Annotated in this window: 16 protein-coding genes; 4 read left to right on the top strand and 12 right to left on the bottom strand. The window is 44.0% G+C overall.

All coding sequences use genetic code 11. The features are described 5' to 3' along the window. Positions 1-236: 236 nt before the first annotated feature. Positions 237-872 carry an SDR family oxidoreductase gene (locus tag MSG36_RS10450; protein ID WP_248367640.1) on the bottom strand — a complete coding sequence of 212 codons (636 nt, stop codon included), beginning with the start codon at positions 870-872 and terminating at the stop codon, positions 237-239. A 231-nt stretch (positions 873-1,103) separates the two neighbouring features. Between MSG36_RS10450 and MSG36_RS10455 the strand changes: the two genes are divergently transcribed. After that, a complete protein-coding gene (locus MSG36_RS10455; protein WP_248367642.1) occupies positions 1,104-2,936 on the top strand; it encodes a winged helix-turn-helix domain-containing protein in 1,833 nt (610 codons plus the stop codon). A 120-nt stretch (positions 2,937-3,056) separates the two neighbouring features. Here the strand turns inward: MSG36_RS10455 and MSG36_RS10460 are convergent, their stop codons facing one another. The 4 genes from MSG36_RS10460 to MSG36_RS10475 form a co-directional block, all read right to left on the bottom strand. Further along, on the bottom strand, positions 3,057-4,178 hold the full coding sequence (locus MSG36_RS10460) for a phospholipase A (RefSeq protein WP_248367644.1): 1,122 nt from the start codon (positions 4,176-4,178) through the stop codon (positions 3,057-3,059). A 4-nt stretch (positions 4,179-4,182) separates the two neighbouring features. Next, entirely contained in the window at positions 4,183-4,863 is a 681-nt protein-coding gene (locus MSG36_RS10465) for a DUF3313 family protein (protein ID WP_086774802.1), read from the bottom strand. Positions 4,864-4,989: 126 nt separating this feature from the next. Next, complete coding sequence (locus MSG36_RS10470) at positions 4,990-8,037, bottom strand: efflux RND transporter permease subunit (protein ID WP_248367646.1); 3,048 nt, start codon at positions 8,035-8,037, stop codon at positions 4,990-4,992. Positions 8,038-8,046: 9 nt separating this feature from the next. Beyond that, positions 8,047-9,270 carry an efflux RND transporter periplasmic adaptor subunit gene (locus MSG36_RS10475; protein WP_348983442.1) on the bottom strand — a complete coding sequence of 408 codons (1,224 nt, stop codon included), beginning with the start codon at positions 9,268-9,270 and terminating at the stop codon, positions 8,047-8,049. A 172-nt stretch (positions 9,271-9,442) separates the two neighbouring features. Between MSG36_RS10475 and MSG36_RS10480 the strand changes: the two genes are divergently transcribed. From MSG36_RS10480 to MSG36_RS10490, 3 genes are all read left to right on the top strand, one after another. After that, a complete protein-coding gene (locus tag MSG36_RS10480) occupies positions 9,443-9,703 on the top strand; it encodes a hypothetical protein (RefSeq protein ID WP_086968269.1) in 261 nt (86 codons plus the stop codon). Between the two features lie 146 nt (positions 9,704-9,849). Beyond that, on the top strand, positions 9,850-11,568 hold the full coding sequence (gene aspT / locus MSG36_RS10485; RefSeq protein WP_248367650.1) for an aspartate-alanine antiporter: 1,719 nt from the start codon (positions 9,850-9,852) through the stop codon (positions 11,566-11,568). A 148-nt stretch (positions 11,569-11,716) separates the two neighbouring features. After that, complete coding sequence (locus MSG36_RS10490) at positions 11,717-13,315, top strand: bifunctional aspartate transaminase/aspartate 4-decarboxylase (RefSeq protein ID WP_248367652.1); 1,599 nt, start codon at positions 11,717-11,719, stop codon at positions 13,313-13,315. Between the two features lie 113 nt (positions 13,316-13,428). On the opposite strand, the gene MSG36_RS10495 is transcribed toward MSG36_RS10490, so the two are convergent. The 7 genes from MSG36_RS10495 to MSG36_RS10525 form a co-directional block, all read right to left on the bottom strand. Continuing rightward, on the bottom strand, positions 13,429-14,118 hold the full coding sequence (locus MSG36_RS10495) for a hypothetical protein (protein WP_017077542.1): 690 nt from the start codon (positions 14,116-14,118) through the stop codon (positions 13,429-13,431). Continuing rightward, positions 14,118-15,290: an outer membrane protein transport protein gene (locus MSG36_RS10500; RefSeq protein WP_248367654.1), complete on the bottom strand. Its 1,173-nt coding sequence runs from the start codon at positions 15,288-15,290 to the stop codon at positions 14,118-14,120. The genes MSG36_RS10495 and MSG36_RS10500 overlap by 1 nt, the downstream gene beginning before the upstream one ends. A 93-nt stretch (positions 15,291-15,383) precedes the next feature. Then, positions 15,384-16,196, bottom strand: coding sequence for a crotonase/enoyl-CoA hydratase family protein (locus MSG36_RS10505; protein WP_248367656.1), 813 nt, complete (start codon positions 16,194-16,196; stop codon positions 15,384-15,386). Positions 16,197-16,401: 205 nt separating this feature from the next. After that, complete coding sequence (fhuB, locus tag MSG36_RS10510; RefSeq protein ID WP_248367658.1) at positions 16,402-18,396, bottom strand: Fe(3+)-hydroxamate ABC transporter permease FhuB; 1,995 nt, start codon at positions 18,394-18,396, stop codon at positions 16,402-16,404. Next, positions 18,396-19,349 (bottom strand): iron-siderophore ABC transporter substrate-binding protein, encoded by a 954-nt coding sequence (locus tag MSG36_RS10515; protein WP_248367661.1) that lies wholly within the window; start codon positions 19,347-19,349, stop codon positions 18,396-18,398. Before MSG36_RS10515 ends, fhuB begins: the two co-directional genes overlap by 1 nt. A gap of 91 nt (positions 19,350-19,440) precedes the next feature. Beyond that, positions 19,441-21,564 carry a TonB-dependent siderophore receptor gene (locus MSG36_RS10520; RefSeq protein ID WP_248367664.1) on the bottom strand — a complete coding sequence of 708 codons (2,124 nt, stop codon included), beginning with the start codon at positions 21,562-21,564 and terminating at the stop codon, positions 19,441-19,443. Between the two features lie 205 nt (positions 21,565-21,769). Further along, positions 21,770-22,678: a helix-turn-helix domain-containing protein gene (locus MSG36_RS10525; protein ID WP_248367667.1), complete on the bottom strand. Its 909-nt coding sequence runs from the start codon at positions 22,676-22,678 to the stop codon at positions 21,770-21,772. Positions 22,679-22,894: the final 216 nt, after the last annotated feature.

Below are 22,894 nucleotides of genomic sequence, written 5' to 3' on the forward strand. Positions count from 1 at the left end.
AATAAACTAGGGAAAACTTAATCTAGATTAAGAGAGCGCCACTCTCATCTGAGAAAAAGGCAGAAAGAGACAGCAAAAGATCAGAAAGGCAGGAATTAGAGAAAACAAAGGAAGCAAACAAAAGCCGCTTAGTTTAGCTAAACGACTTCAGGGATTTATAAGCTTATAGCTTTATAGATTTATAGATTTATAGATTTATAGATTGAAGGCTTTACTAAAAATCAGACTTAACAGCGTTATCCATATTGAACCGTAGGATCAACACACTGATAGATCTGCCCAATGCTCGCTTCATTGGTTAACAAGGCTTCGATAAGGCGCGCCACTTCTTGTCTGTAAATCACACCATGAACTTCGACCTGCTGGGACAGCTCACCGTTGCCAGTCTCCTCGCCGTCTAACAAGCCACCCGGACGTAAGATGGTGTAATCCAGAGAACTCGATGTTAACCAAGCTTCAGCCAACGACTTTTCACGAACCGCTGCGCCAAACCCTTTTCTAGATCGCTCCGACAAATACTGCCAAGAGTCACCACAACCCAACGACGTTACCAGCACAAATCGAGCGATGCCATTGGCTTCAAGCGCATCTGTTAGATATCGGTGTCCAATGTAATCAACAGGAATGTCAGCTCTGAAGCTGCCCATGCTAGAAACGATAAGTGCCGATTTAGGTAACTGAGCGACCACAGATTCAACTTGTTCTTTATCGGTAGCATCACAGAGAAGTGTGGTGACACCAAGTTCAGCTAAACGCGTGTTCTTCTCTGGGTTTCTCGCAACGGCTATCACTTGATAATCTTGTTTGTGAAAATGCTCAACAATTGCAGCACCTAGACCACTTCCTGCTCCCCATACAACGACCGTACTCATAAAAAACCTCATAATATTCATGTTCTAGTGATACTAACCAGACAATTTAAACCGTTCCTTTATCGAGATCAATAAATGAGAATAAGTCTCAATATTATTTTTAATTTTTTACTGGTTCTCACTAATCTACTCAAAAGCACGACCACGCATCATATTTAAACATTGGTTAATTGAATTGCCCCAACATGTCTACTAAAGTAATTTTAATACAATGACTTAGTCTCGGTGGTTATGAAAAAAGAACGCATTCAATATTCTTTCGACGTGTGGTTATTTATTCCTGATGAAGACAAACTCATCATGAACGAAGAAGACGTGATTATCGACAATCGCTTGTCTAAGCTGCTCAACTTTTTCTGCCAAAATCCTAAGATCGTATTCTCACGAGATGAGCTGATTAATGAAGTCTGGAATGGCTCAATCTTGACGGATCAAGTGATCACGCAAGCCATTTTTGAACTGCGCAAAATACTCAAAGCGGCTGAACGACACTCCATGGGACACATCATCACCGTGCCCAAACGCGGTTATAAATTGGATGTTGATGTTCACAAAACCATCTTGGTGCCAGCTAGTGTCACGACAAACACCGTGTCCGTTGCAGATGTAGAGCCCTCTCCTTCAATTCAGTCAGAAGCACCAGATACGTCGCCAGTTTTGGGGGAGGATAAAAAACAACAAGTCGAGCCAAAAGAGGATTCAGTCGATCACCTCTCAGAACAACCGGCTTCGCAAGAGTCAACTCAGCCTGTTGATTCAAAATCTAGCGACTCGAACCAAGGTGCTTCGAGCCATGTCCATTCAAGCCATACCGATTCGAGTACAGTTAAGGCCGTTCAACACTCACCCGTAAATAAAACGGCTAGCGACAAACAAGCGCCTATCGCAGCAAATAAACCTCAGAAAACACCTTCACGTGCATTAATGCTCGGCGGCGTTTTAGTTATCGCGCTTGGGCTAATTTGGTGGATGTTAAAGCCGACCAGCTCTACATCAAACGACTTGAATTTAAGTGGTTTAAATTCCGCAGCTAATGAATCAAACCAACCACTCGCTGGCTCAAATCAGTTAACTGAACAAAGCCGATCTAACCAGACTGCAAGCAGTCAAAATATAGAAGCCCATAAAGCACACGAATCTGTTCACTACTTGTCTTTAGAACCTAGATATATCTACGTAAGTATCGATGACAACTTGAAGACAGATGCCTTTAAGCGTGGGATTATCCATAAATTAATGAGCTACTTGACCACCTATCGCGATTTTCGTGTCGTAGTCGATGAAACCTTGGTGCCGAATTCAGCCAATGTGATCAGTTTCAAGAGCGAAATTGATGGCGACAGAGAATACCTTGATATCACCTACTTCAACCGAATTTCTAACTTCAGACACCTAGGTCGAGATTACCTGATTGACCCAGCCTCACTCCACACGACCATGCGTTCAATGCTCGATGACCTATTGGACTCATTTAATTTGGATATTCAAAAATCGATATTGAAGCAGCAAATATCTGAGTTGCCCAAACAAGAAGAAGCCTTAAAACTTACCCTTGAATCGCTTGGGCTCACCTTCATGACGTTAGACAGAACCGACACCTTATCTAAGATAGCCCAAGCCAATGAGCTAGAACCCGACAACCATTTTGTTATGTCGAGTCGCTACATGTATGAGCTTGCCGACATTTTTATAATGAGATCGAAGAATAAGAATAAGCAGGTTGAAGCGCTCAATAAGAAATTCAAAAAACAGTTACTCAATGCTCAGAACAATGCTAACTCTTATCGAGTCTATGACGCGTTAGCAGCCTACTTCCTCACTGAAGATAACCCTGACCAAGCCGAATACTATCTAAGCTTGATTCCGAGGAATGAATACAGTGTGATGTCTATGATTATCTTGGCAAAAATTGAAGAATCTCAAGGTAACCCTTCAATGGCGGAAGAGTATTACTATGAAGCGATATTAGAATCTGGCCACCCTGTGGTTTTGAAAGTCGCTCAAACACTGTTTTTCAAAAGTAACGTCACCGAAATTGAATCCAAATTGGGTATCAACCAATAACTATTAATACGGCAAACACACCGCTTACTCAGGCGGTGTGTTTTTTGCTCTCACATAAATCAGTAATCGTTAAGCTATTAATAAAAAGCGATAAAATCTTTGATAAAAAAACGATAACCGCTACAACGCATTGGTTAGCAGAATACCTACACCAATCCTTTCGCTGTTGTAATCATAATCAATCAAGCTCTCTCCGTAACCTTTGTAATATTGAACATACCCTTGTAATCGGCCATACAGAGGAAAGCTGAGTGATGTCTGTATTCCGCCATACCCGGTTTGAAAGTTATAACGACCCAATGCTGAAACCTCGAAACCATCCCATTTGTAGGCGCCAGACAATTCGTAGTGACCGAGATAATCTTGAATATCAGGGTTGTCATCGCTACTGCTCGACTCTGGGATTCTGTACCAAGGCTGGAAGTAAACCGCAAAATCATCTTCGGTATACCCTAGCCCAACATAAGCGCGGTTCCAGCTACGACTAAGCTCTGCCGTTCGTCCGTTAGATTCATGCTCTAAACCTAAGCGCGAGAACCAAACACCATCAGCTGACTCGATATTTAAAGGTGTTTCATAGAAGAGTTCTGGGCGATAGTTGGTCTCTCTAAACGGTGCCGAGATATCAGAAGAGTACGCCTGCCAAAATGATTTGAGCGTAAAACCAAAATAGATTTTATCTGCTTGATTAAACACACCATCATCGACCACCGGAATTTTTAAACTTAATTGCAGTTTGATCTCTTCATCACTGAGGTCATCCGCTTTACCTCCGAATCGCTCATCCCCATATGGCTGTGTATTCACGTTGGTCATGTGAGTCACGGGCAAAATGTAGTTCAAGCGATAAGGCGTTATTACAAACGGGTTATCTTCGGTTGTGTACTCCATCTTCAATCGCGGGACTTTAGACTCAAGTGCACTTTCGCTGATTGAGTCTAAACCGTCTTCGCTGGTTTCACCCGAGAACTTATTTTCGGGTGTTTTGTTTGATGTAACGGCTTCTTGGGATGCGCATTGCTGCTTTAACCACTCAATACTTTGTTGATTGGTTGCTTTGGCCAATGAAGACAAGATACATTGCTCATAGCTTGCTCGTTCATCAGCACCGCCAGTATTGGCATACGCTGAAGCATTCACAGCGAGGCCGATAACAAGTAGAGCAAGCGTGTTTTTGTGTCTAGCTAGACTTTCACCAATCCCGATGCGTTGACTAGCGCTGTTCTGTTTACGAGCTTGCATCACACTACCCTTGCTTTTTATCGAGATAAGTCACTTCAAAAGCAAAGTCGACCGCTTGTTGGGTAATTTGCTCCAGGTTTTTATCGAGCATATCTATGGTGATTTCTGATTTGTCGTTCTCAAGTACGCCATTATCGTTCACGACGAAAATACGGCGACCAATGAGCTGAGATGAATCATGATCTTTCAAATCCACACTCGCCAATATACGAATCGAACGGTCTCGAGTGCCTGCCGCATATTTAATGGCGCCGATAACAGAGCCCACAGGGATAAACTCAGTCACACGCATGTCTTCTGGAATATCATTGATGTCATAGAGCATCACGCTAATATCGAGCTCCTTATTCTCCAACAATACGTTCTTGTAGCCCTGTAATTTAGTCGCCAGCTTCTCGTCCATTTTCTTGTGGAGCTGTGTTTTGAATTGAGACTGAACCTGCTTTGATACTCGCTTGTCAATCCCCGAACTTTTTATGCCAACAGTAGTAAATTCAAACTCATTAAAGTGAAGTGAACGGCTGTCTTTGGCTATCCACGATACCCCTTTCATGTCGTCATCAAACTGGCTATCAATGAAGTAGTGGTTTGAGTCGACGCTCTGGATTTCTTGTTTATTTGGCATGTTGCTTGAACAACCAGCAGTGAATAAAACGATCAATGGGAATAGGTAATGTAATTTCATGTGAACCTCTAATTTTCTAAATTTTGAGTGCACGAATCCCTAAGCGATAAGGCTCATAAATTGGGATTCGTGTTGATTAAGCTTCTATGTGTATTGGCCGACTAAAGTAACCAGCCAGATAACGGACTAAACGCCTTGTTCTTGCCCGCGGTGATCCGCCGCCAAGTAGGTGTATATCGTTGGTACAACGAACAAGGTGAATAATGTACCCACCGACATACCAACCGTGATGACCAAACCAATCGAGAAACGGCTTTGAGCGCCAGCTCCGCTTGCAATCAGGAGCGGTACAACACCGACAACCATTGCTGCTGTGGTCATCAATACTGGTCTCATTCGAACAGTCGCAGAACGAATAGCTGCCTCGCGTCGGCTGCATTTCAATTCCTGTTGCATTTGGTTTGCAAACTCCACAATCAGAATACCGTGCTTACTGATTAAGCCTATCAAGGTCACCAGCCCCACTTCGGTGTATATGTTGAGCGTATCAATGCCCAAATACAGTGGCATCAGGGCACCAAAGATAGACAGTGGCACACTGGTTAATACCACTAGTGGATCTCGTAAGCTTTCGAACTGCGCTGCCAATACCAAGTAGATGATCACAAGCGCTAGGAAGAACGTCGTAACCAGTGAAGAGCCTTCTTGTAGGAACTGTCTCAATTGGCCTGAAGTATCCGTCGTATAAGACTTAGGCAATATCTTCGCCGCCCCTTCTTCCATCACTTTATAGGCTTCCCCGATACTGATTCCCGGCATCATTTTCGCTTCAATCATGGCGCTGTTAAGCTGTTGAAATTGATCCACTTTCGATGGCTGCACTGATTGGCTAATTTCAATCAATGACGCCAGCGGTACCATCTTATTGGTGTTAGAGCGTACGTGGTAGTTCTTCAAATCATCCCAAGAGTTACGATTCTCGTTAGGTACCTGAGTGATAACTTGGTAGCTGCGCTGATCCATCGAGAAGTAATTCACGAAGCCTTCACTGATAAAGCGAGACAACACGGTACCGATGTCTTGAGCGTTCACGTTCATCTGAGCGGCTTTATCGCGGTCGATGCGAATCTCTACCTGTGGTTTATTAAAATTCAGGTCGTTTTGTACATAGATGAACTTGCCACTCTTTTGCGCGTACTCTTTCAGTTTTTCAGCGTATTGATAGAGATCCTGATAAGAACCCGTTGGCGTTTTCAGAACCATCTGGAATGGCAGACCTTGCGGCGTACCTGGTAAATCTGGTGGGGAGAAGGTATACACCTGCAAACCCGGTAATACAGAACTCTCTTTTTCGAAACGTTGCATCACCTCTTTTGCCGTTGCTTCGCGTGAATCCCAATCTTTCAATACACCTAAACCAAAGAACGCATTGTTGTTCATGTAACCGTTATCTAGCATGGTCATTTCGACTTCATCGTTCTTGTTGATAGAGTCAATCAGAGCCGGAGTAAAATGGCGAATGTAATCGGTATTCGCTTGTGCAGGACCTTGCCCCATCACAATCATCACGCCTTGATCTTCTTCAGGTGCCAGTTCCGATGAAGTATTCATGAACATGAACACCAAACTGATCAGCAACGTTCCTACCACTGGCCAAATATAAACACGGTTGTTCAACACATGTTCGAGCACTTTACGGTAGCGCTCTGTTACGCCTTCAATTACCGCATCGATTTTCTTAACCAGTTTTCCGTCGAGAACCGATTTATTAAGCAGTTTTGAACACATCATCGGCGTTAGCGTTAAGGCGATGAAACCCGAAATTAATACTGAACCCGCCAAGGTGAATGCGAACTCCGTAAACAGCTTGCCGGTGAGTCCTCCCATGAAACCAATAGGCGCATACACTGCGGCCAATGTAATGGTCATCGCAATAACCGAGCCTGCAATTTCACGTGCACTGTCTATTGCGGCCTTAATTGGGCTGGTGCCATCTTCTAAGTGACGAAAGGTGTTTTCTACAACAACGATGGCATCATCAACCACCAGCGATATCGCCAATACCATGGCAAGCAGCGTCAACAGGTTAATACTGAAGCCCATGCTCAACATGAAGAACATAGAGCCAATCAATGACAAAGGAATCGTTACAAGTGGTATCAACATTGCTCGCATTGAGCCCAAAAAGGCGAAGATAACGATGACAACGATCAGCCCAGCTTCCATTAAGGTTTTCGCTACTTCATCAATTGAGGTTTCGATAAACTTAGTTGAGTCATAGATTACGTCCGCTTTAATGCCGTCAGGTAGGCCTGCTTGGATCTGCGGAAGCAATTCGTAAATGCCTTCAACAACGGTTAACGGGTTCGACGTTGCCGTATTGCTGATCGCCGTTGATACGGTAGTCACACCATTAAACTCAACGTCTGAGTCATAGTTTGCTGCGCCTAGTTCAACCGTCGCCACATCTTTCAAGTGCACCAGTTGCCCATCATGCGTCTTCAAAGACATGTTCTTGAAATCGTCTACTGAACTTGAATCGGTATGAGCGTTAATATCAACTTCGATATAAGGATTTTGCAGCTTGCCCGCCGCACTCACAATGTTATTTGCACGAAGCGCGTTTTGGACATCTTCAGCCGTCAGACCATATGAAGCCAGTCGTTGAGGGTTCAGCCAAATTCGCATTGCAAAATCTTCTTGCCCCAACATGTCGACCTTTGACACCCCTTCAACAGTAGAGAAAGTCGGCTTAACCACACGGCTCACATAGTCCGAGACTTGCTCCGTCTTCAATGTGTCACTCGAAAATGAAACATATAAGATCGGAGACTGAGACGTCGACTTAAGAATACTTGGATCCAATACGCCCGATGGCAGCTTATATTTTACTTGCTGCACGAGAGACAAAATCTCAGTCAAAGCACTGTCCGATGGATACCCTAGCTTCAAATAAACCGTAATAACCGACTTACCCAGAGCACTATCCGATGTCATGTAATCAATGCCCGCTGTTTGAGCAATTTCTGCCTGCAGTGGCTGCGTCACATACCCTTGAACGCTGGATGCACTGGCACCTGGGTAACTCGTTGTAATGGTAATAACGCCCGTTTCAATTTCTGGATATTGGCGCACTTGCAGTGAGGTGAAGGCTTTAAGACCTAACACCAACAGTACAAGGCTTAATACCGTAGCCAAAACTGGACGTTTGATAAATACATCAGTAAATGTCATGGGAGTTTCCTAGTTACTTTGCTTAGTGCTTTTGTCAGTGATCAGCGGATGTTGGTTATTAACCAGAACCCATCCACCATTCTTAAGCTGGTGTTGGTTTGAAGTCACAACCATATCCCCTGCTTTCAAGCCCGAAACCACGCCAACATAGCCACCTTGTTTAGGGCCGACTTCGACAGTGCGTTGCACAACCTTGTATTCATAGAATGGTGATGCATCTTTGCTTGTGTGTTCGCTGGCCTTTTGGGTCGACGTATCCAACACAAACACGGTGTTCCCGTATAAGGTGTAACTGATCGCAACAGAAGGCACTGCCACGATAGTGTCCGATTCCGATGTGATTAACGTAGCGTCGACATACATACCCGCTTCTAACGGCACAGCTTGGTTAGCCATGGCTCTCAATTCGATATTGTGCGTGTTGCTGTCTGAGCTCGGTTCAATGGCAGAAATCGTGCCGTGAAAGACTTCGTCGTTGGTTGCTTCTGAATAAAACTGTAAATCCTGCCCTACCTTCACATCGTGTAAATAAAGCTCTGGAATAGAGAAATCGACATACTGCTTTGATTTGTCTTCCAGCTCGACAATCGCAGTGCTCGAATTAATAAAATCACCCACATCGATATTGCGAATCCCAACACTGCCAGAAAATGGCGCTTTCACTTTCATGTAGTCAATTTGCGTAGCAATATATTCCAGCTTTGCACCTTCAGCATTAAATTGAGCTTGTAGCTTATCAACCGAGTTTTTTGAAACACTGTTATTTCTAAGGAGCAATTTATTTCTCATCAATTCGACTCTTACCAATTCAACTTTGGATAGCTGGCTCTTATAGTTGGACTTCAATAACGCATCATCCAATTTAACAAGAACATCACCCTTATTTACTTGCTGACCTGAAGTAAAGAGAATCTCTTTTACTTGGCCAGACATTTGGCTCGTCACATCAATAGATTGATTAGAATGAATGTTACCAATGACTTTTAAACTTTTATCCCAAGTATCTTGATTTACTTTTTCCGTTGTTACAGATATGGCTGGCAATTTAAAATTAGCGACCTTCTCTTTGATCATTTCACCTTTTACATAATGAAAGCCAAATACAAAAGACAGTAATATAAAAAGAGCTGACCCGACAATAACGCCTTTATACTTACTCATGTGTTCACCTTGTTTTTTAAGTCTGGTCATTCTATCTATCGACACTGCCAATAAATCAAACTCATATAACATCCACCCAATCTTATATAAAATAAAAATCAAACCTTAAAAATCAAACACTTAAAATAAAAATATCAATCGGCACTCAATTTTTGTTTTATTGCTATTTTATTTGAACATGATTTATCTATTTTCTCGATCGATATAATTCTCATCGTTCCTTAAACAAATAAACGAGTTAACTATGTCGAATCAAATTAATCACACTAAAGTCGCTATTAAAGAAAAGATGAAACGTATATATGGAGAAGATGTTACCCATAAACATAATAAAGACCATTCAGAATATAGAGAACATCAACCCTCTCATTCTGGTCAACATGGTGGCAACCCAGAAGGTCATAAGCATTTAGTCAATCACCATTCTGATGGTCATCATGATAAACATCACAAAGATAAAATGCATGACCATAAAAAATCATCGCGACTGCATCATAAAAAGTAGAAGACTGGATGAAGCCCAGATTATTAAAAATAAAGCATTAGATCAGTTCATCAACCAAATTTTGATTAATGCTTAATCAAACGTTAAACCAAATTAAAAAATGAAATAGCGAGTCAATGATGATGCTATTTCATTCAAGGATTACTATGTCATTTATTATTGAACAACTTAGAGACTATCCGTTTATAGCGCTCTTTTTATCACTCGGTCTCGGTTACTTAATCGGTAAAATTAAAATCGGTAAGTTTGAATTAGGTGGAATCGCAGGTTCACTGCTTGTTGCTGTAGCACTTGGTCAGATCGGCGGTATCGCGATCTCTAACGAAGTAAAAAGCATCTTCTTTGCTTTATTTATTTTTATGGTGGGTTACAACGGCGGTCCGCAGTTTTTCTCGTCATTCCGCCTTTCATCGCTAACCCGCTTGTTCGCTTCGTTTGTGATGACGTTTGTAGGATTAATCACGGTTGTATTGCTCTCTAAATGGGCAGGACTAGATAAAGGTTTAGCGGCGGGCCTTGCGGCTGGTGGCTTAACACAATCGGCAATCATAGGTACTGCAGGTAATGCTATCGATCAGCTGAACCTAGCGCCAGATGTCACCTCAACACTTAAAACAAACGTGGCTGTGGGTTACTCGATCACCTACATCTTCGGCTCTCTTGGTCCGATTCTAATGATGTCACTCATTCCAATGGTAATGGGTTGGAACATAACCAAAGAAGCGAAAAAGCTTGCGGAAAAAATGGGCGCAGGCAGCAAGCAGCTAAACGAGGGTGAATTCTCTGCATTGAACCGCGTATCTTCTCGTGCTTATCAAGTGACCGCGAACTCTATGTTTGTTGGAAAAAGTGTTGTCGAGTTAGAAGAAGCATTCGATGCCGACCTCACAATTGAAGCTATTTACCGCTCACACGAAGACACAGAATTAACGTTAGATTTGGCGAAGAACCCTATTTTAGCGGCGGATGACAAAGTTTACCTTACTGGTCTGACTCAGGCATTTCCTAAAGTGACCTCGTTGGGTATCGAACTCGGTGAATTTAGTGAAGAAAGCAATGTTGTCCAAACACAACAGAAAGTCGTACTCACGAATAAGAAACTAGCGGGTATTACGCTACGTAAGCTTCACGATGAAACGAACGCACGTATTCGTCGTGGTGTTTATATCACTCAGCTATCACGCATGGGCCATGATATTTCGACATTGCCAGAAACTGAACTGCACATTGGTGACGAAATCACCTTAGTTGGACAAAAAGAAGACCTAGCCAAAGTAGCCAAAAAAGTCGGCTACAACAGCCCGCTTCCAAGCGTAACTGACTTCGTAACAATGTCTTTTGGCATGGTGCTTGGCTATCTGATTGGCGAGATTGGTTTCACCATCGGCGGTTCTCATATCGCTCTAGGTTCAGGTTTAGGTTGTTTGGTCTCTGGCCTATTGGTTGGCTACTTAAGAATGCGCACACCTCGTTTAGGCAGTGTTAACCACGGCGCAGCCAACTTTATGCAGACATTCGGCCTTGCAGTATTTGTTGCGGTTGTTGGTATTAATGCAGGCGCTCCAGCGCTGACGGCAATCAAAGAGAATGGCGTAACGCTTTTACTGCTAGGTGTGTTGGTCACTCTAATTCCTCAAGTACTGACGTTCCTATTCAACTACTACGTACTCAAAATCAAAAACCCAGTAGAAGCGCTAGCGGTTATCGCGGGTAGCCGCAGTGCAAACCCTGCATTCGCATCGCTACTAGAAAAAACACAAAACAGCACACCAGTACCGAGTTTCACGATGACTTATGCGGTTGCCAATATCTTCCTCACCTTATGGGGTCCGATCATCATCAACCTAATTACCAAAATCTCGTAATCAACACCGAATCAGCCAATTGATGATTCAACTTATTCATTAACGATTTAACACAGTAGCTAGCCAAGCAGGCTAGCTGCTCAAAGAAATTAACTTACTTATATATCCAACAAACTTGGATCTTAAACAAGTTTAAAGAGAACCGACTATGAAACGCACAGATGAAAAACGCCTAGAAACACTAAGCCCATTCGAAGTAAAAAACACACTGATCGACCTTGCTCAGCATTCACATGAGAAAACCATGATCAACGCTGGTCGTGGTAACCCAAACTGGGTCGCGACAGCGCCACGTGAAGCCTTTTTCCAATTAGGTATGTTTGCACTAGAAGAATCAAAATCGAATTTCTCAGGGTATGAAGGCTTTGGTGGAATGGGAGTTCAACAGGATATTAGCCTGCGCTTTCTTCAGTTTTGTGAAAAATACGAAGACCAAGAAGGTGTGCAATTCCTCATTGAAGCCTTCCAGTTTATTACGGATCAATATCAGGTAGACGGTGATGCGCTTATTTATGAATGGGTTGAGGGAATTCTAGGTAACAACTACCCAGTGCCTGATCGCATGCTCAAATATTCAGAACTTATTGCTCGCAAATACATTGAGCAAGAAATGGCGGGCTCGCAGCCATTACCTGCAGGAAAGTTTGACTTGTTCGCAGTTGAGGGTGGCACAGCGGCCATGGTTTACATCTTTAACACGCTAAAGAGCAACCGACTATTGAACCCTGGTGACACCATCGCGATTGGTGCGCCGATTTTCACTCCGTATATCGAAATGCCAGAGCTAGAAGATTACGCGCTCAACAAAGTAGAAATCATGGCGGATGAAGCGTCTGCGTGGCAAATTCCAGACTCTGAATTAGAAAAACTGAACGATCCAAGTGTTAAAGCTTTCTTCCTTGTTAACCCAAGCAACCCTGCTTCGGTTCGATTAAGCGATGAGATACTCTATAAGATTGCAGAGGTGGCTAACCGTCGCCCTGACCTCATCCTACTTACTGATGATGTTTATGGCACTTTCGCTGATAACTTCACATCACTGGCAATGCTGGCTCCGAAGAACACGATTCTAGTGTATTCGTACTCTAAATACTTTGGTGCAACAGGCTGGCGTTTAGGCGTGATTGGCGTGCATGAAGACAATAATTTCGACCGCATGATTCGAGATCTTCCTGAAGACACTCGAAGCACGTTATCTCAGCGGTACCAAGGCATTGCACTTGAGCCGAGTAAGATTAAGTTCATTGACCGTTTGGTGGCAGACAGCCGCGCAGTGGCATTGAACCATACTGCCGGTCTTTCAACACCTCAGCAGATTCAAATGACAATGTTCTCGCTACTGTCTTTGATGAAGGATGGCGAAGAGTACAAACGACTCGCAAAACAGATAGTGCGTCGTCGCTACCACACTCTAATGCAGAAGAATCTAGCCGCGCCAATCGTTGCTGAAGGCGATCAAACCGGTGCGTTCTATTACGTGGAGATTGATCTAAAAGAGATTGCTCAAACGATTCACAGCAACGACTTTTTCGCATGGTTAGAAGATACGTATGAGCCGCTGGATTTCTTGGTTCGCCTTGCTGAAGAACATGGCGTGATTGTGATGCCGGGGGCAGGTTTTGATGCGCCAACGTGGTCTCTGCGTGTGTCTCTCGCGAACCTAGAAGAAGCACAATACACAAATATCACGAAAGCGATGAACGCGGTAATGCAGAGCTATGTTGAACGTTACGAAGCGGCTTGCTAACACGACCTCAACACTAGAAAGATCATAGAAAAGCGATAAGTTCTGAGTGTAGATTCACTAAATTAGTGGACCTACACTCAGTTCTTTTTATCTAAGACGATATATGAGAATAACTATTTGAATTCATAGGTGTAAGACGCACCAACACTGTTATTTTCACCGAAATCGTCCTCAGCAAAAATAGTGAAGAAGTTGAATGATTGAGCATCACTCAACTTGTAGCTAGCACCGACGCCAGCCCAATACCCTGAATAATCATCAGACCCCATCGAACCACCACCGAAGCCCATGATAGACCATTCATCCGTAATCGTTTTTAAGCCAAACGCACCAATGTAGCCACCGTGTGTTGAACTCGGCATCAACACATAGTCAGAACCAACATTATCGTCATCAAAAACAGCTACTTCACCGTCGTTATAGCTGTAACCAGCCATAGGGAAGATTTGCCAACCGAACGGCTCAATATCGAAATAGCTCAGTGGTATAAATGTGCCAATACTGTAGTTGTTCTTATAAGCATCGTTGTCATATTCAGAACGGCTAAAGTTGAAGTTCACAATACCCATAGGCAACAGCCATGAACCGCCTAATCGCCACTCTTCACCGTCTGCATTGACACGAGCATTGATCATTCGCGCTTCATCTAAACCAATAGAGCCTGAGAACTGCAAATCTTCGTTATAAGCAACGCCAGCTTTTGTCACGATTTTAGTCGGATCATCAGGGTGCTTCTCTTCAGCAAAAGCACCCATCGATCCGAACGTTGCCACAGCAACAAGTAATAGATTACGTAATGTCATTAGAAGGTCGCACTAACGCCAACAAAGTGGATACGGCCATCGAACGAACCATCAACCATTAGACGATCCATTTCAACCGAACCCAAGTCAGCGTATTCGTAGAACACATCGATCAAGATATCATCCCAATACGTTGAAGCACCTACTGAGTAGCGATACTGTTCGCCAACAGGGAGGTCAACCCATTGCATTGACGGATCATCTTGTGGTGAGGTCTCGTAAGAGAAGCCCGCTTTTAAACGCCAGTCTGAGTTAAGTTGGTAATCAGCACCAACCGCAAATTTCCAAACATCATCCCAGTCACGCTTGATTGGAATTCCGCCTACAGGGTCACCACCAACTGATGCACCAAAGTCTAGTACTGTCTCGTCCCACGCGCTCCAACGATGGAACTGAATACTTGCCAATAGGTCAAGTTGTTGGTTCAAGGCATAGCTCGCACTGACATCGACAATCTCAGGTAACGCAATATCCGTAGATAAAGAACGATTGCTACCAGGTAATGGGCCTTTTAACTCATTCTTAAACTCATGTTCTAGTTTCGAGCGGTAGCTAGCACCCAACTTAAGTTTATCCGTTGGTGTATACATCACACCAAGGTTATATCCATAGGTCCAATCGGTATCTTGTTTAGCTGTAAACCCAGAAGTTGACTGCTCAAATGCTGCCCAGCTGAATTGCACACCCGCGCCTACTGACCACTGGTCATTCAGTTGGTAGCTTAGTGATGGGTTTACTTGCATCGCAGTGAGGGTGATATCTTCTAAGAGTTCAGCTCCCGCCCACTCACTGCCGTAATCAAGGCTAGAACCACCAACAGCGCCAAGCGCGATACCAAGGTGTAATTTGTCTGTGACTTGATGCGCGTGGAAGGCGCCAAATGAAGGCATGACTGAATGAGCTTTACCATCTTGCTTGTCGCCGTTGTCTTGATATTGCATCTCAAGATCAAACGCCATGGTATTGATCGTGGTTTTGCTTTCGCCCATATGAGACATAGTGGCAGGATTGGTCCACATCGCCGCAGCCGAACGAGTATAAACACCGTCACCAGCACCAGTAGTACCGGCATTGGCGACAACAGCTTCTTGTAAAAACAAACCACTTGCGAAAGCATTTAAGCTTGTAAAAATTGCGGTGGCAGCTAGCGAGTAAGTAAAAGTTTTGTTCATCAGATTGCTCATTTAGCCTTAGACATTAAATTGCTCTAAGGTTACCGCAAAGCCCCATAAACAAATGGAATATCCGTTATTCCTGTACAAACGCTATTTGAACTTTCTCGCGACGTATGAACGTGGCTTGTCTCGATGAATTTCACGTTGAGCAGCGATTGCTCTATTCTTGCCTAACCCTACCTTTATCTGATACCAGGTCTCGTAAAACACTGCCATGCCAGGGCTTGACCACCAAGTCTTGTTGTAGAGTTTCTTATTAGCAGCGACAACATCTGGCGACCGATTCGCACACTCAAGTGCCAACGCATAAGCTTCAGCGTAAGGATCTTCGGCAATCTTGGTTACCAGCCCATAGTCTTTCGCTGTTTCACAGTCGATCTCTTTAGCGGTCATCGCCATTTCTAAGGTGTGATCTTTACGCATTAACTCTCGAAATGCGATGGCGCCTCCCATGTCAGGAATCAAACCCCATTTGGCTTCCAATATCGAGAAAGTCGCGTCTGGACTGGCCATCCTAAAATCACCACCACTGGCTAATTGAAGGCCGCCTCCCCAACAACGACCATGAATCGCAAAAATGACAGGACATGGGATCTCTCGCCAACCAAGCGAAAAGTGCTGCGCAGCATTAGGTAATGTCGGTAACCATTTGAACAAAAGCTTCATCGCCCCAACTTTACTGTTCAATAACGATTTAACATCTAAGCCAGAACAAAAATCGGAACCACTGCCCTTAACAATAACAGCTCGAATATCTCTGTTCTTCTTGAGCTCACTTATCATGTCATTAACGGCTTCAAACATTGCCATATCAATAGCATTGAGCTTATCGGGTCGATTCAACACAACCGTCGCAATTTGGTTTTCATCGATAGAACAAGTAATACGTTCGAGGTTTGGCATAGTGGCTACCTTACAAGTGGTCAGACCTTTAGATTATACATTTTATTAACATATGCCAAACTTGCACATTAAGAAGCGAGACCTGTGTTGCTTAACGCCGCCCCCTTACACAAACGACATCAATAAAAAAGCAGTGGCGGATCGCTCCATTCACTGCTTTTCATTCGTATCTTTTATAATCAAGGACTCTCAGTTTTGGTAGAACCTATGTTCTTCGAGATTTCACTAACAAGAAGATGAAGTAGCTACCACCAATAATGGAAACTAACGTCCCTGCAGCGAGTTGAGCTGGGAATACCACCACTTGCCCTAACCAGTCTGCGAATAGCATGAGTGCAGCACCAATTAAAAACGACAAGATGATCTGTTCTTTAACCAAACGCGCACCCACCATTGCGGCGATATGCGGAGCCAACAAGCCGACAAACGCGACAGGCCCCATGGTAGTTGTCACGACCGAACATAAGATCGCAACAATACACAACAATGCCACGTAGGCGATATTGATATTCAACCCTCTGGCACTCGCGAACTGACGTCCCGTCGCAATTAAGGTCACCCAACGACTCAACAGCAAAGCAGCCCCGATAGAAGCCGTTATCACCATGGTCATAATCATTGCTGACTCTGGTTCAACACGATAGGTAGAACCGGCCAACCAAGCCAATAAGGTGTATTTTCCCTCTCCCACTCGCGTTAAAGAGAATTGCACCAAAGCTTCCAAAACTGCGGTCAACGAAATACCAGTGAGGATCAAAATCGATGGCGCAAACTGATGCTTCTTGCCAAGGAACAGCAATAAACAAAGCGCAATCGCACTACCTAAGAAAGCAATCCAAGGGCTCAATGAGTGAATCAAATAGCCCATGAATAAGCTACTGAAAATCAACGCCAGAACCGCCCCCGCCGACACACCAAGAATGTCCGGGCTGGCGAGCGGGTTGTAGACCAATCTTTGTAAAATCACACCAGCCACCGCCAAGCCGCCACCAGCGAATATTGCGGTTAGCATTCTCGGCCAACGAATCGACCATTCAAATGCGTCTGGAATAACAAAATAGCCTATATCAGAAGATGGCTGTGACAACGTGCTTAACGCCAACAAACCTAAGATCATTGTGCCTAACAAGAAGTAAGCCAAAGGTGAAATAAACTTTGGCCCTTTAGGCATCGAGAAAAACAGCTGATCTTGAGCAGATAACTGCTTTCTAGCAATAATAATCAACGCAGGAGCACCAATCACTGCAGTTGCCGTCCCTGTTGGAATCATGTCCAAAGACCACTGCGCCAAGAAGATAGCCAAGCTGTCAGTGACACACAGCAGTAACGCACCTAATACACAGCTTGCGATGAGTTCAGATTTCGCCTTTAAGAAGCCTAAGTGCCTTGCGATATTTGGAGCAATTAAGCCAATAAAACTGATCACACCCACTGAGGTAATCGACACTGAAACTAACCAAACACCAATAGCCATCAATACAAAAAAGGTAGTACCGATGTTAAGACCGCGCGCTGCGGCTCCTTCAGTACCGATCGAAAGCAAAGTCAGAACTCTTGGCGCCAAGAAGAAGATGGCAAAGATCGGCAATAACTTAGGCATTAACCACAGTACTTGTTCCCAGCCATTCTGTCCTAGGTCGCCCGCTCCCCATACAAACAGATTCTGTGCGTACTGGTCGTTAAGCAGAATAATTGCCGTTGCAAATGCACCTAGCAACAAGTTGACCGCCATACCCGCTAATACAATTGGCAAGCCGCTCATGTTTTTGATGCCAACAATCGAAACAATCAGCCCCATCGCAAGCAGCGCACCAACTAGAGCGAACCAAACTGAATACTGAGCGACCAACATCGGCGCTACCACATTCAGAATAACCAGACCAAGCCAAGCGCCTGATGATGTACCCAAAGTTAACGGGGACATCATGCGATTCTGTGTCAGTTGTTGAAACAAGCTGCCGATAGTGCCAAGTGTCCCGCCAACCAAGATTGCCATCACCAAGCGAGGTAAATTGACATAGGCTAACGCCATCAGCTCGAATGAATCATCGACCATTGAGTTGAATGTCGCGATGTCACTGATCTGTGAGGCTTGCTGAAGCAACTCACCAATAGGGCCAAATTCCGACTGCCCTAACCATAAATGAACAAGGGCAGCACAAAGCAGCGCAGCCCCCATCATAAAACCACTGGATTTCATTACTGCTCCGCTAGCGTCAACAACGATTGCGCCATGGCTTCTGCGTTATACAAGATCGACATTGCACCGCCGTAGCTCCAACTTGCTGCGACTGGGCTAAATTGACCATTGCGAACAAAGGGCATGCTCTTCCAAACCGGAGAACGGTCCAGCTTGTCTTGATACGGGAAAGGTTCAAAGTAAAGCGCAATCCCCTTCTTCACGTTCTTAAGCTCGGTCATACGCTTTTGACTGATACCCCACTGACTTGGAGGCAGATCCATCGCATTATCAAAGCCAAGCTGCTCAAGTGCATATTGTGGAATCGAGTTATCACCGTAAATGTATACCGAATTGGTGCTCGCAAAACGGAAAGAGGTCACTTTCGGCTTGTCGCCTGGGTACGCTTGGTCTAAATCAGCTTTTAGAACAGCGATACGCTCATCCATTGCGGCCAGCTTTTGATTCGCTTGTTCTTCTTTGCCAAGCAGCTGACCGATCTTCTTGAAGTTCTCGATAGCAGCCGCTGCATTGTTGTGCTGATCACTGTACGTTTGGTAGTAAAGCACGGGCGCGATTTCAGAAAGTCGCTCCTGAAGATCTTTCTGCGGTGAAGCGATAAGAATCACATCAGGGTTTAGCTTCTTCAAAGCGGAAAAATTAGGCTCTGTTCGTGTGCCAATGTCCGCCACGCCTTCTGGAATTGCAGGTTGAACAACCCAATCGGTATAACCTGCAATATCAGGTACTGCTACTGGCGTTACACCGAGTTCAATCACTTGTTCAGCTATGTCCCAGTTCAGCGCCGCAACTCTAACAGGCTGAGCTTCAAGGGTTTTAACACCCTCACTGTCTTCAACTTGAAAATCCGCCATCGCATTAAACGATAAAGCGCTCGCTAATACGGTTACTACAAGCTTTGCATTCAAGCACTTTACTTTAGAAAAATGGGAAGCTATTCGTTGTAAATTCATACTGTTGCCTACTCAATCTAAATTCTATATTTCTTCAAACGACAAAAGCAGCCCAGTGAAGGCTGCTTTAAAATTGATCACCCTAACCTAGTTAGAATTCATAGTTTACGCTTAGCTCTACAGACTGCTCAGCACCAAACCAGCAGTTCGATTGGTCGTAACACGCGTAATATTCTTCGTTGAAAATATTGTTCACGGCTAGGTTCGCTGTTGCGCCAGATAGCGTATCGCTTGCTGCACCCAAATCATACCCCACCGACAAATCAACAACCGTGTAAGACGGAACTTTACCTTGAGTATTGCTTGCGTCCATTTGCATTTCGCCAACGTAACGAGCACCTGCACTGAATCGAGAGCCTGCTAGCATGCCGTTAAATACGTTGTAGTTAGCCCACATGTTAGCTGTGTGTTCAGGCACATAGATTGGTGTCGTACCTTCTAAACCGTTGCTAGAGTCTTCGGTAATTTCCATATCAACATACGTGTATGAAGCCGCAATATCGAAGTTTTCTGTCGCAAACCAACGTCCAGATAGTTCTGCACCTTGCGATACAACTTCACCTACTTGGATTCTTGGACCATAAACGTTTGTCGGGTCTGTCATCAACATGTCTTGCTTAACAATATGGAATAAAGAAACCGTTGCTTCTTTCGACATATCGTCAGACAGGTATTTCACACCAACCTCTGCTTGTTGTGCGTTCTCTGGATCAAACTCATTACCCGATTTATCAACACCCGGAGCTGGCTCGAAGCTCGTCGCGTAACTTGCGAATGGCGCTAACCCATTATCAAACTGATACAAACCACCTAAACGGTAAGTAAATTGTTTATGATCAGATTCATGAGCGTAGTAATCACTCTCAGATTTGTAGTGATCAAATCGCGCACCAGCAATCAGTACTAATGCATCTAAACGAACTTGGTCTTGAACATAGAAACCTAGCTGACTTGACGTCGTGTCATCTAGATATTCACCCGTCTTAGTCACATCACTACGGTCTAGTAAATCATTGTTCGGGTTCAATGGATCAAAGCTATTGAAACCACTACCATTCGCACTGTACGACGAGTAGTTAACATTGCCATCTAGGTCTTGGTAATCTAAACCAAGTAATAAGTTATGCTCTACTGAACCAACATTAACGATACCGCTCAACTGGTTATCAATAACAAAACCTTTAAAGCTCTCATCAGTAGAGTACAAGTAACGGTCTAGCTGGTTCGGCGTACTTGGATCGTAACTCACATGGTAAGTGTTCTCTTGATATAGAGATGCGTCGGTATAGCGAGCATTCTGTAAGAACGTCCAATTGTTATTGAAGTCATGGTTAATCTTATAGCCAACCATCAACACTTCACGTTCGAATTTACTCCAGTTCTTATCACCCATAGAAACAGACGGATCGCTTGCTTTCAGCACATCGAGTGGCATTGCCGAGTTGATGCCCATTGAAGGATCATTCTGGTAGTACAGATTGAAGTTGATTAATGTGTTGTCGGTTGCTTGCCAATCGACAGAAGGAGCAATTAAGTAACGCTCTTCTTCTGCATTATCAACTTGACTGTCTTGCTTGCGAGCAAGTGCGATCAAACGGTAAGAAAAATCACTGTCACCAAACTGACCTGTGGTATCAATAGACGCTTCTTGTAGATTGCGAGAGCCTGTTGCTACACCAACTTTAGTCGACGATTCCGTTTGCGGAGCTTTAGCAATCATGTTCACCATACCACCCGGAGGCATTGCGCCATAAAGCACAGAGGTAGGCCCTTTGAAGATCTCGACTTGCTGCATTGCGATCGGATCAATCTGCGGTTGTAGGTTCCAACCATTCAAAAATTGAAGTGAAAGACCATCGTAGTAGTTAACGTTGTTGGTGTTAAATCCGCGGATAGAGTAAGAATCAAACATGGTTACAGAACCACCACGGTTTTCAGTTACAACACCAGGTGCATAACGAAGGGCTTGGTTCAAAGATTGAACACCTCGTTGCTCTAACTGTTCTTCATCAATAACAGTAATACCTTGAGGCGTTTCTTCTGGCTCAAGTGCCGATTTCGTTGCGGTATTACGATACGCTTTGCCCATAATTGTGACAGTTTCTACATTCGAATCTGCCGCAGTAACGGTTTCTTTCGCCAACGCTTGCGCTGAGAACGCAGTCAACAAAGCGACTGCCAATGATGAATACTTAAAACGAGTGTGAGTGGTCATAATTCCCTCGGTACCAATGCTTAATATAAATAATAATAAATCTCATTTGCATTGTATGTATCTATGAATGGGATAATTAACAATTTGGTGCAAGTTCAAAAAGAACTTGGCCTATTTTAATGAAATACAGGTCAATTGATGATTAAAAATACAATTAACCTTTCAACAAGAAGGCTTTGCTAGGGAGGGAATGACGAGGATATGACTACGATTTAATAATAGGGATCCAGTACTCCATTTCTGCATTAGCAGCATGAGCTTGATAGCCAAATGGGTACACTTCAAGCTCATAACCATCAAGACCACGATAGCCGGAACTTGGCATCCAATTCAGCACAAACCAACTCAAGGTATGTCGCAGATTCTCGATAGGCCCGCAGTGCTTCACCACGGCATAGGTTTGCTTGGGGATGGTCAGCACTTCTAACTTTTCAGAAATGAGGCTTGGTAGTTGCGGAATTGAAACTTCGTCATGAAGCTCGACACCTGCCCAATAATGAATGTTAGTCCCGTCGAAGCATGACTGAGTGAGATCGACAACACCAATAAACTGCAGTGCATTATCATCGGGCAAACTCACCTCACTTTCCAAGCGTGACCATAACTGAGGGACTTTTTGTGCAAAATCTTGGGTCAGTGAAAACAAGCCGCTGATTTCTGACGTCATGCCTTTAACAAGAAACGACTCTTTTTCGTCGATTCGAACTTCAACAAAACTCAGAGCGCCTTTTTCTTCCGCACTGACGGTTTCAGATACTTGTATCGGCTTCCTTAGCCCTACTCTTTTACCCGCTTTTCTGTATTGGCTTGGGCTTGCCCCAAACATCTGCTTAAAGGAACGACTAAAACTAATTTCTGAATTGAACCCAAGCCCGAGTGCAACATCAATGACCCGCTCTCTTCCATCAAGTAGCTCTTCGGCAGCCTGACTCAGTTTTAGCTCTCTCACATAGTTCGCCACAGTAAGCCCAGTTTCGGCTTGAAACACTCTTTGCAGTTGCCAGCGAGACCAACAGCTTTGTTTCGCAATATCTTCTAGCGATAATGTCGAGCTTAAGTTCGCATGGATATAAGCCAGAACGCGGCTGATACGATCAAATGCTGGTGTGTTCATATTCAAGCTTTCATATTCTCTATAGTAAGTAGCAAAAGATTAGGTTCACCAATAGTTTTATCATTTAAAAAGGCTTTTATCACTTAAAAATGTACAGCCTACCCACACTTTATAAATCTCAAAAACGTCAAAAGCACCGAGTAGATGCTCCATTTTGTATGGTTATCCTCGATTATGTCCGTTATGATAACGCAACTGATTCTCATTTATTGATTT

The organism is Vibrio sp. 1CM8B, from assembly GCF_023161685.1.
GTDB classification, from domain to species: domain Bacteria; phylum Pseudomonadota; class Gammaproteobacteria; order Enterobacterales; family Vibrionaceae; genus Vibrio; species Vibrio coralliirubri.

Excerpts from the sequence above, each read along its gene's own strand:
- MSG36_RS10450 (WP_248367640.1), bottom strand. The coding sequence starts at position 872 with ATGAGTACGGTCGTTGTATGGGGAGCAGGAAGTGGTCTAGGTGCTGCA.
- MSG36_RS10455 (WP_248367642.1), top strand. The coding sequence starts at position 1,104 with ATGAAAAAAGAACGCATTCAATATTCTTTCGACGTGTGGTTATTTATT.
- MSG36_RS10460 (WP_248367644.1), bottom strand. The coding sequence starts at position 4,178 with ATGCAAGCTCGTAAACAGAACAGCGCTAGTCAACGCATCGGGATTGGT.
- MSG36_RS10465 (WP_086774802.1), bottom strand. The coding sequence starts at position 4,863 with ATGAAATTACATTACCTATTCCCATTGATCGTTTTATTCACTGCTGGT.
- MSG36_RS10470 (WP_248367646.1), bottom strand. The coding sequence starts at position 8,037 with ATGACATTTACTGATGTATTTATCAAACGTCCAGTTTTGGCTACGGTA.
- MSG36_RS10475 (WP_348983442.1), bottom strand. The coding sequence starts at position 9,270 with ATGTTATATGAGTTTGATTTATTGGCAGTGTCGATAGATAGAATGACC.
- MSG36_RS10480 (WP_086968269.1), top strand. The coding sequence starts at position 9,443 with ATGTCGAATCAAATTAATCACACTAAAGTCGCTATTAAAGAAAAGATG.
- aspT (WP_248367650.1), top strand. The coding sequence starts at position 9,850 with ATGTCATTTATTATTGAACAACTTAGAGACTATCCGTTTATAGCGCTC.
- MSG36_RS10490 (WP_248367652.1), top strand. The coding sequence starts at position 11,717 with ATGAAACGCACAGATGAAAAACGCCTAGAAACACTAAGCCCATTCGAA.
- MSG36_RS10495 (WP_017077542.1), bottom strand. The coding sequence starts at position 14,118 with ATGACATTACGTAATCTATTACTTGTTGCTGTGGCAACGTTCGGATCG.
- MSG36_RS10500 (WP_248367654.1), bottom strand. The coding sequence starts at position 15,290 with ATGAACAAAACTTTTACTTACTCGCTAGCTGCCACCGCAATTTTTACA.
- MSG36_RS10505 (WP_248367656.1), bottom strand. The coding sequence starts at position 16,196 with ATGCCAAACCTCGAACGTATTACTTGTTCTATCGATGAAAACCAAATT.
- fhuB (WP_248367658.1), bottom strand. The coding sequence starts at position 18,396 with ATGAAATCCAGTGGTTTTATGATGGGGGCTGCGCTGCTTTGTGCTGCC.
- MSG36_RS10515 (WP_248367661.1), bottom strand. The coding sequence starts at position 19,349 with ATGAATTTACAACGAATAGCTTCCCATTTTTCTAAAGTAAAGTGCTTG.
- MSG36_RS10520 (WP_248367664.1), bottom strand. The coding sequence starts at position 21,564 with ATGACCACTCACACTCGTTTTAAGTATTCATCATTGGCAGTCGCTTTG.
- MSG36_RS10525 (WP_248367667.1), bottom strand. The coding sequence starts at position 22,678 with ATGAACACACCAGCATTTGATCGTATCAGCCGCGTTCTGGCTTATATC.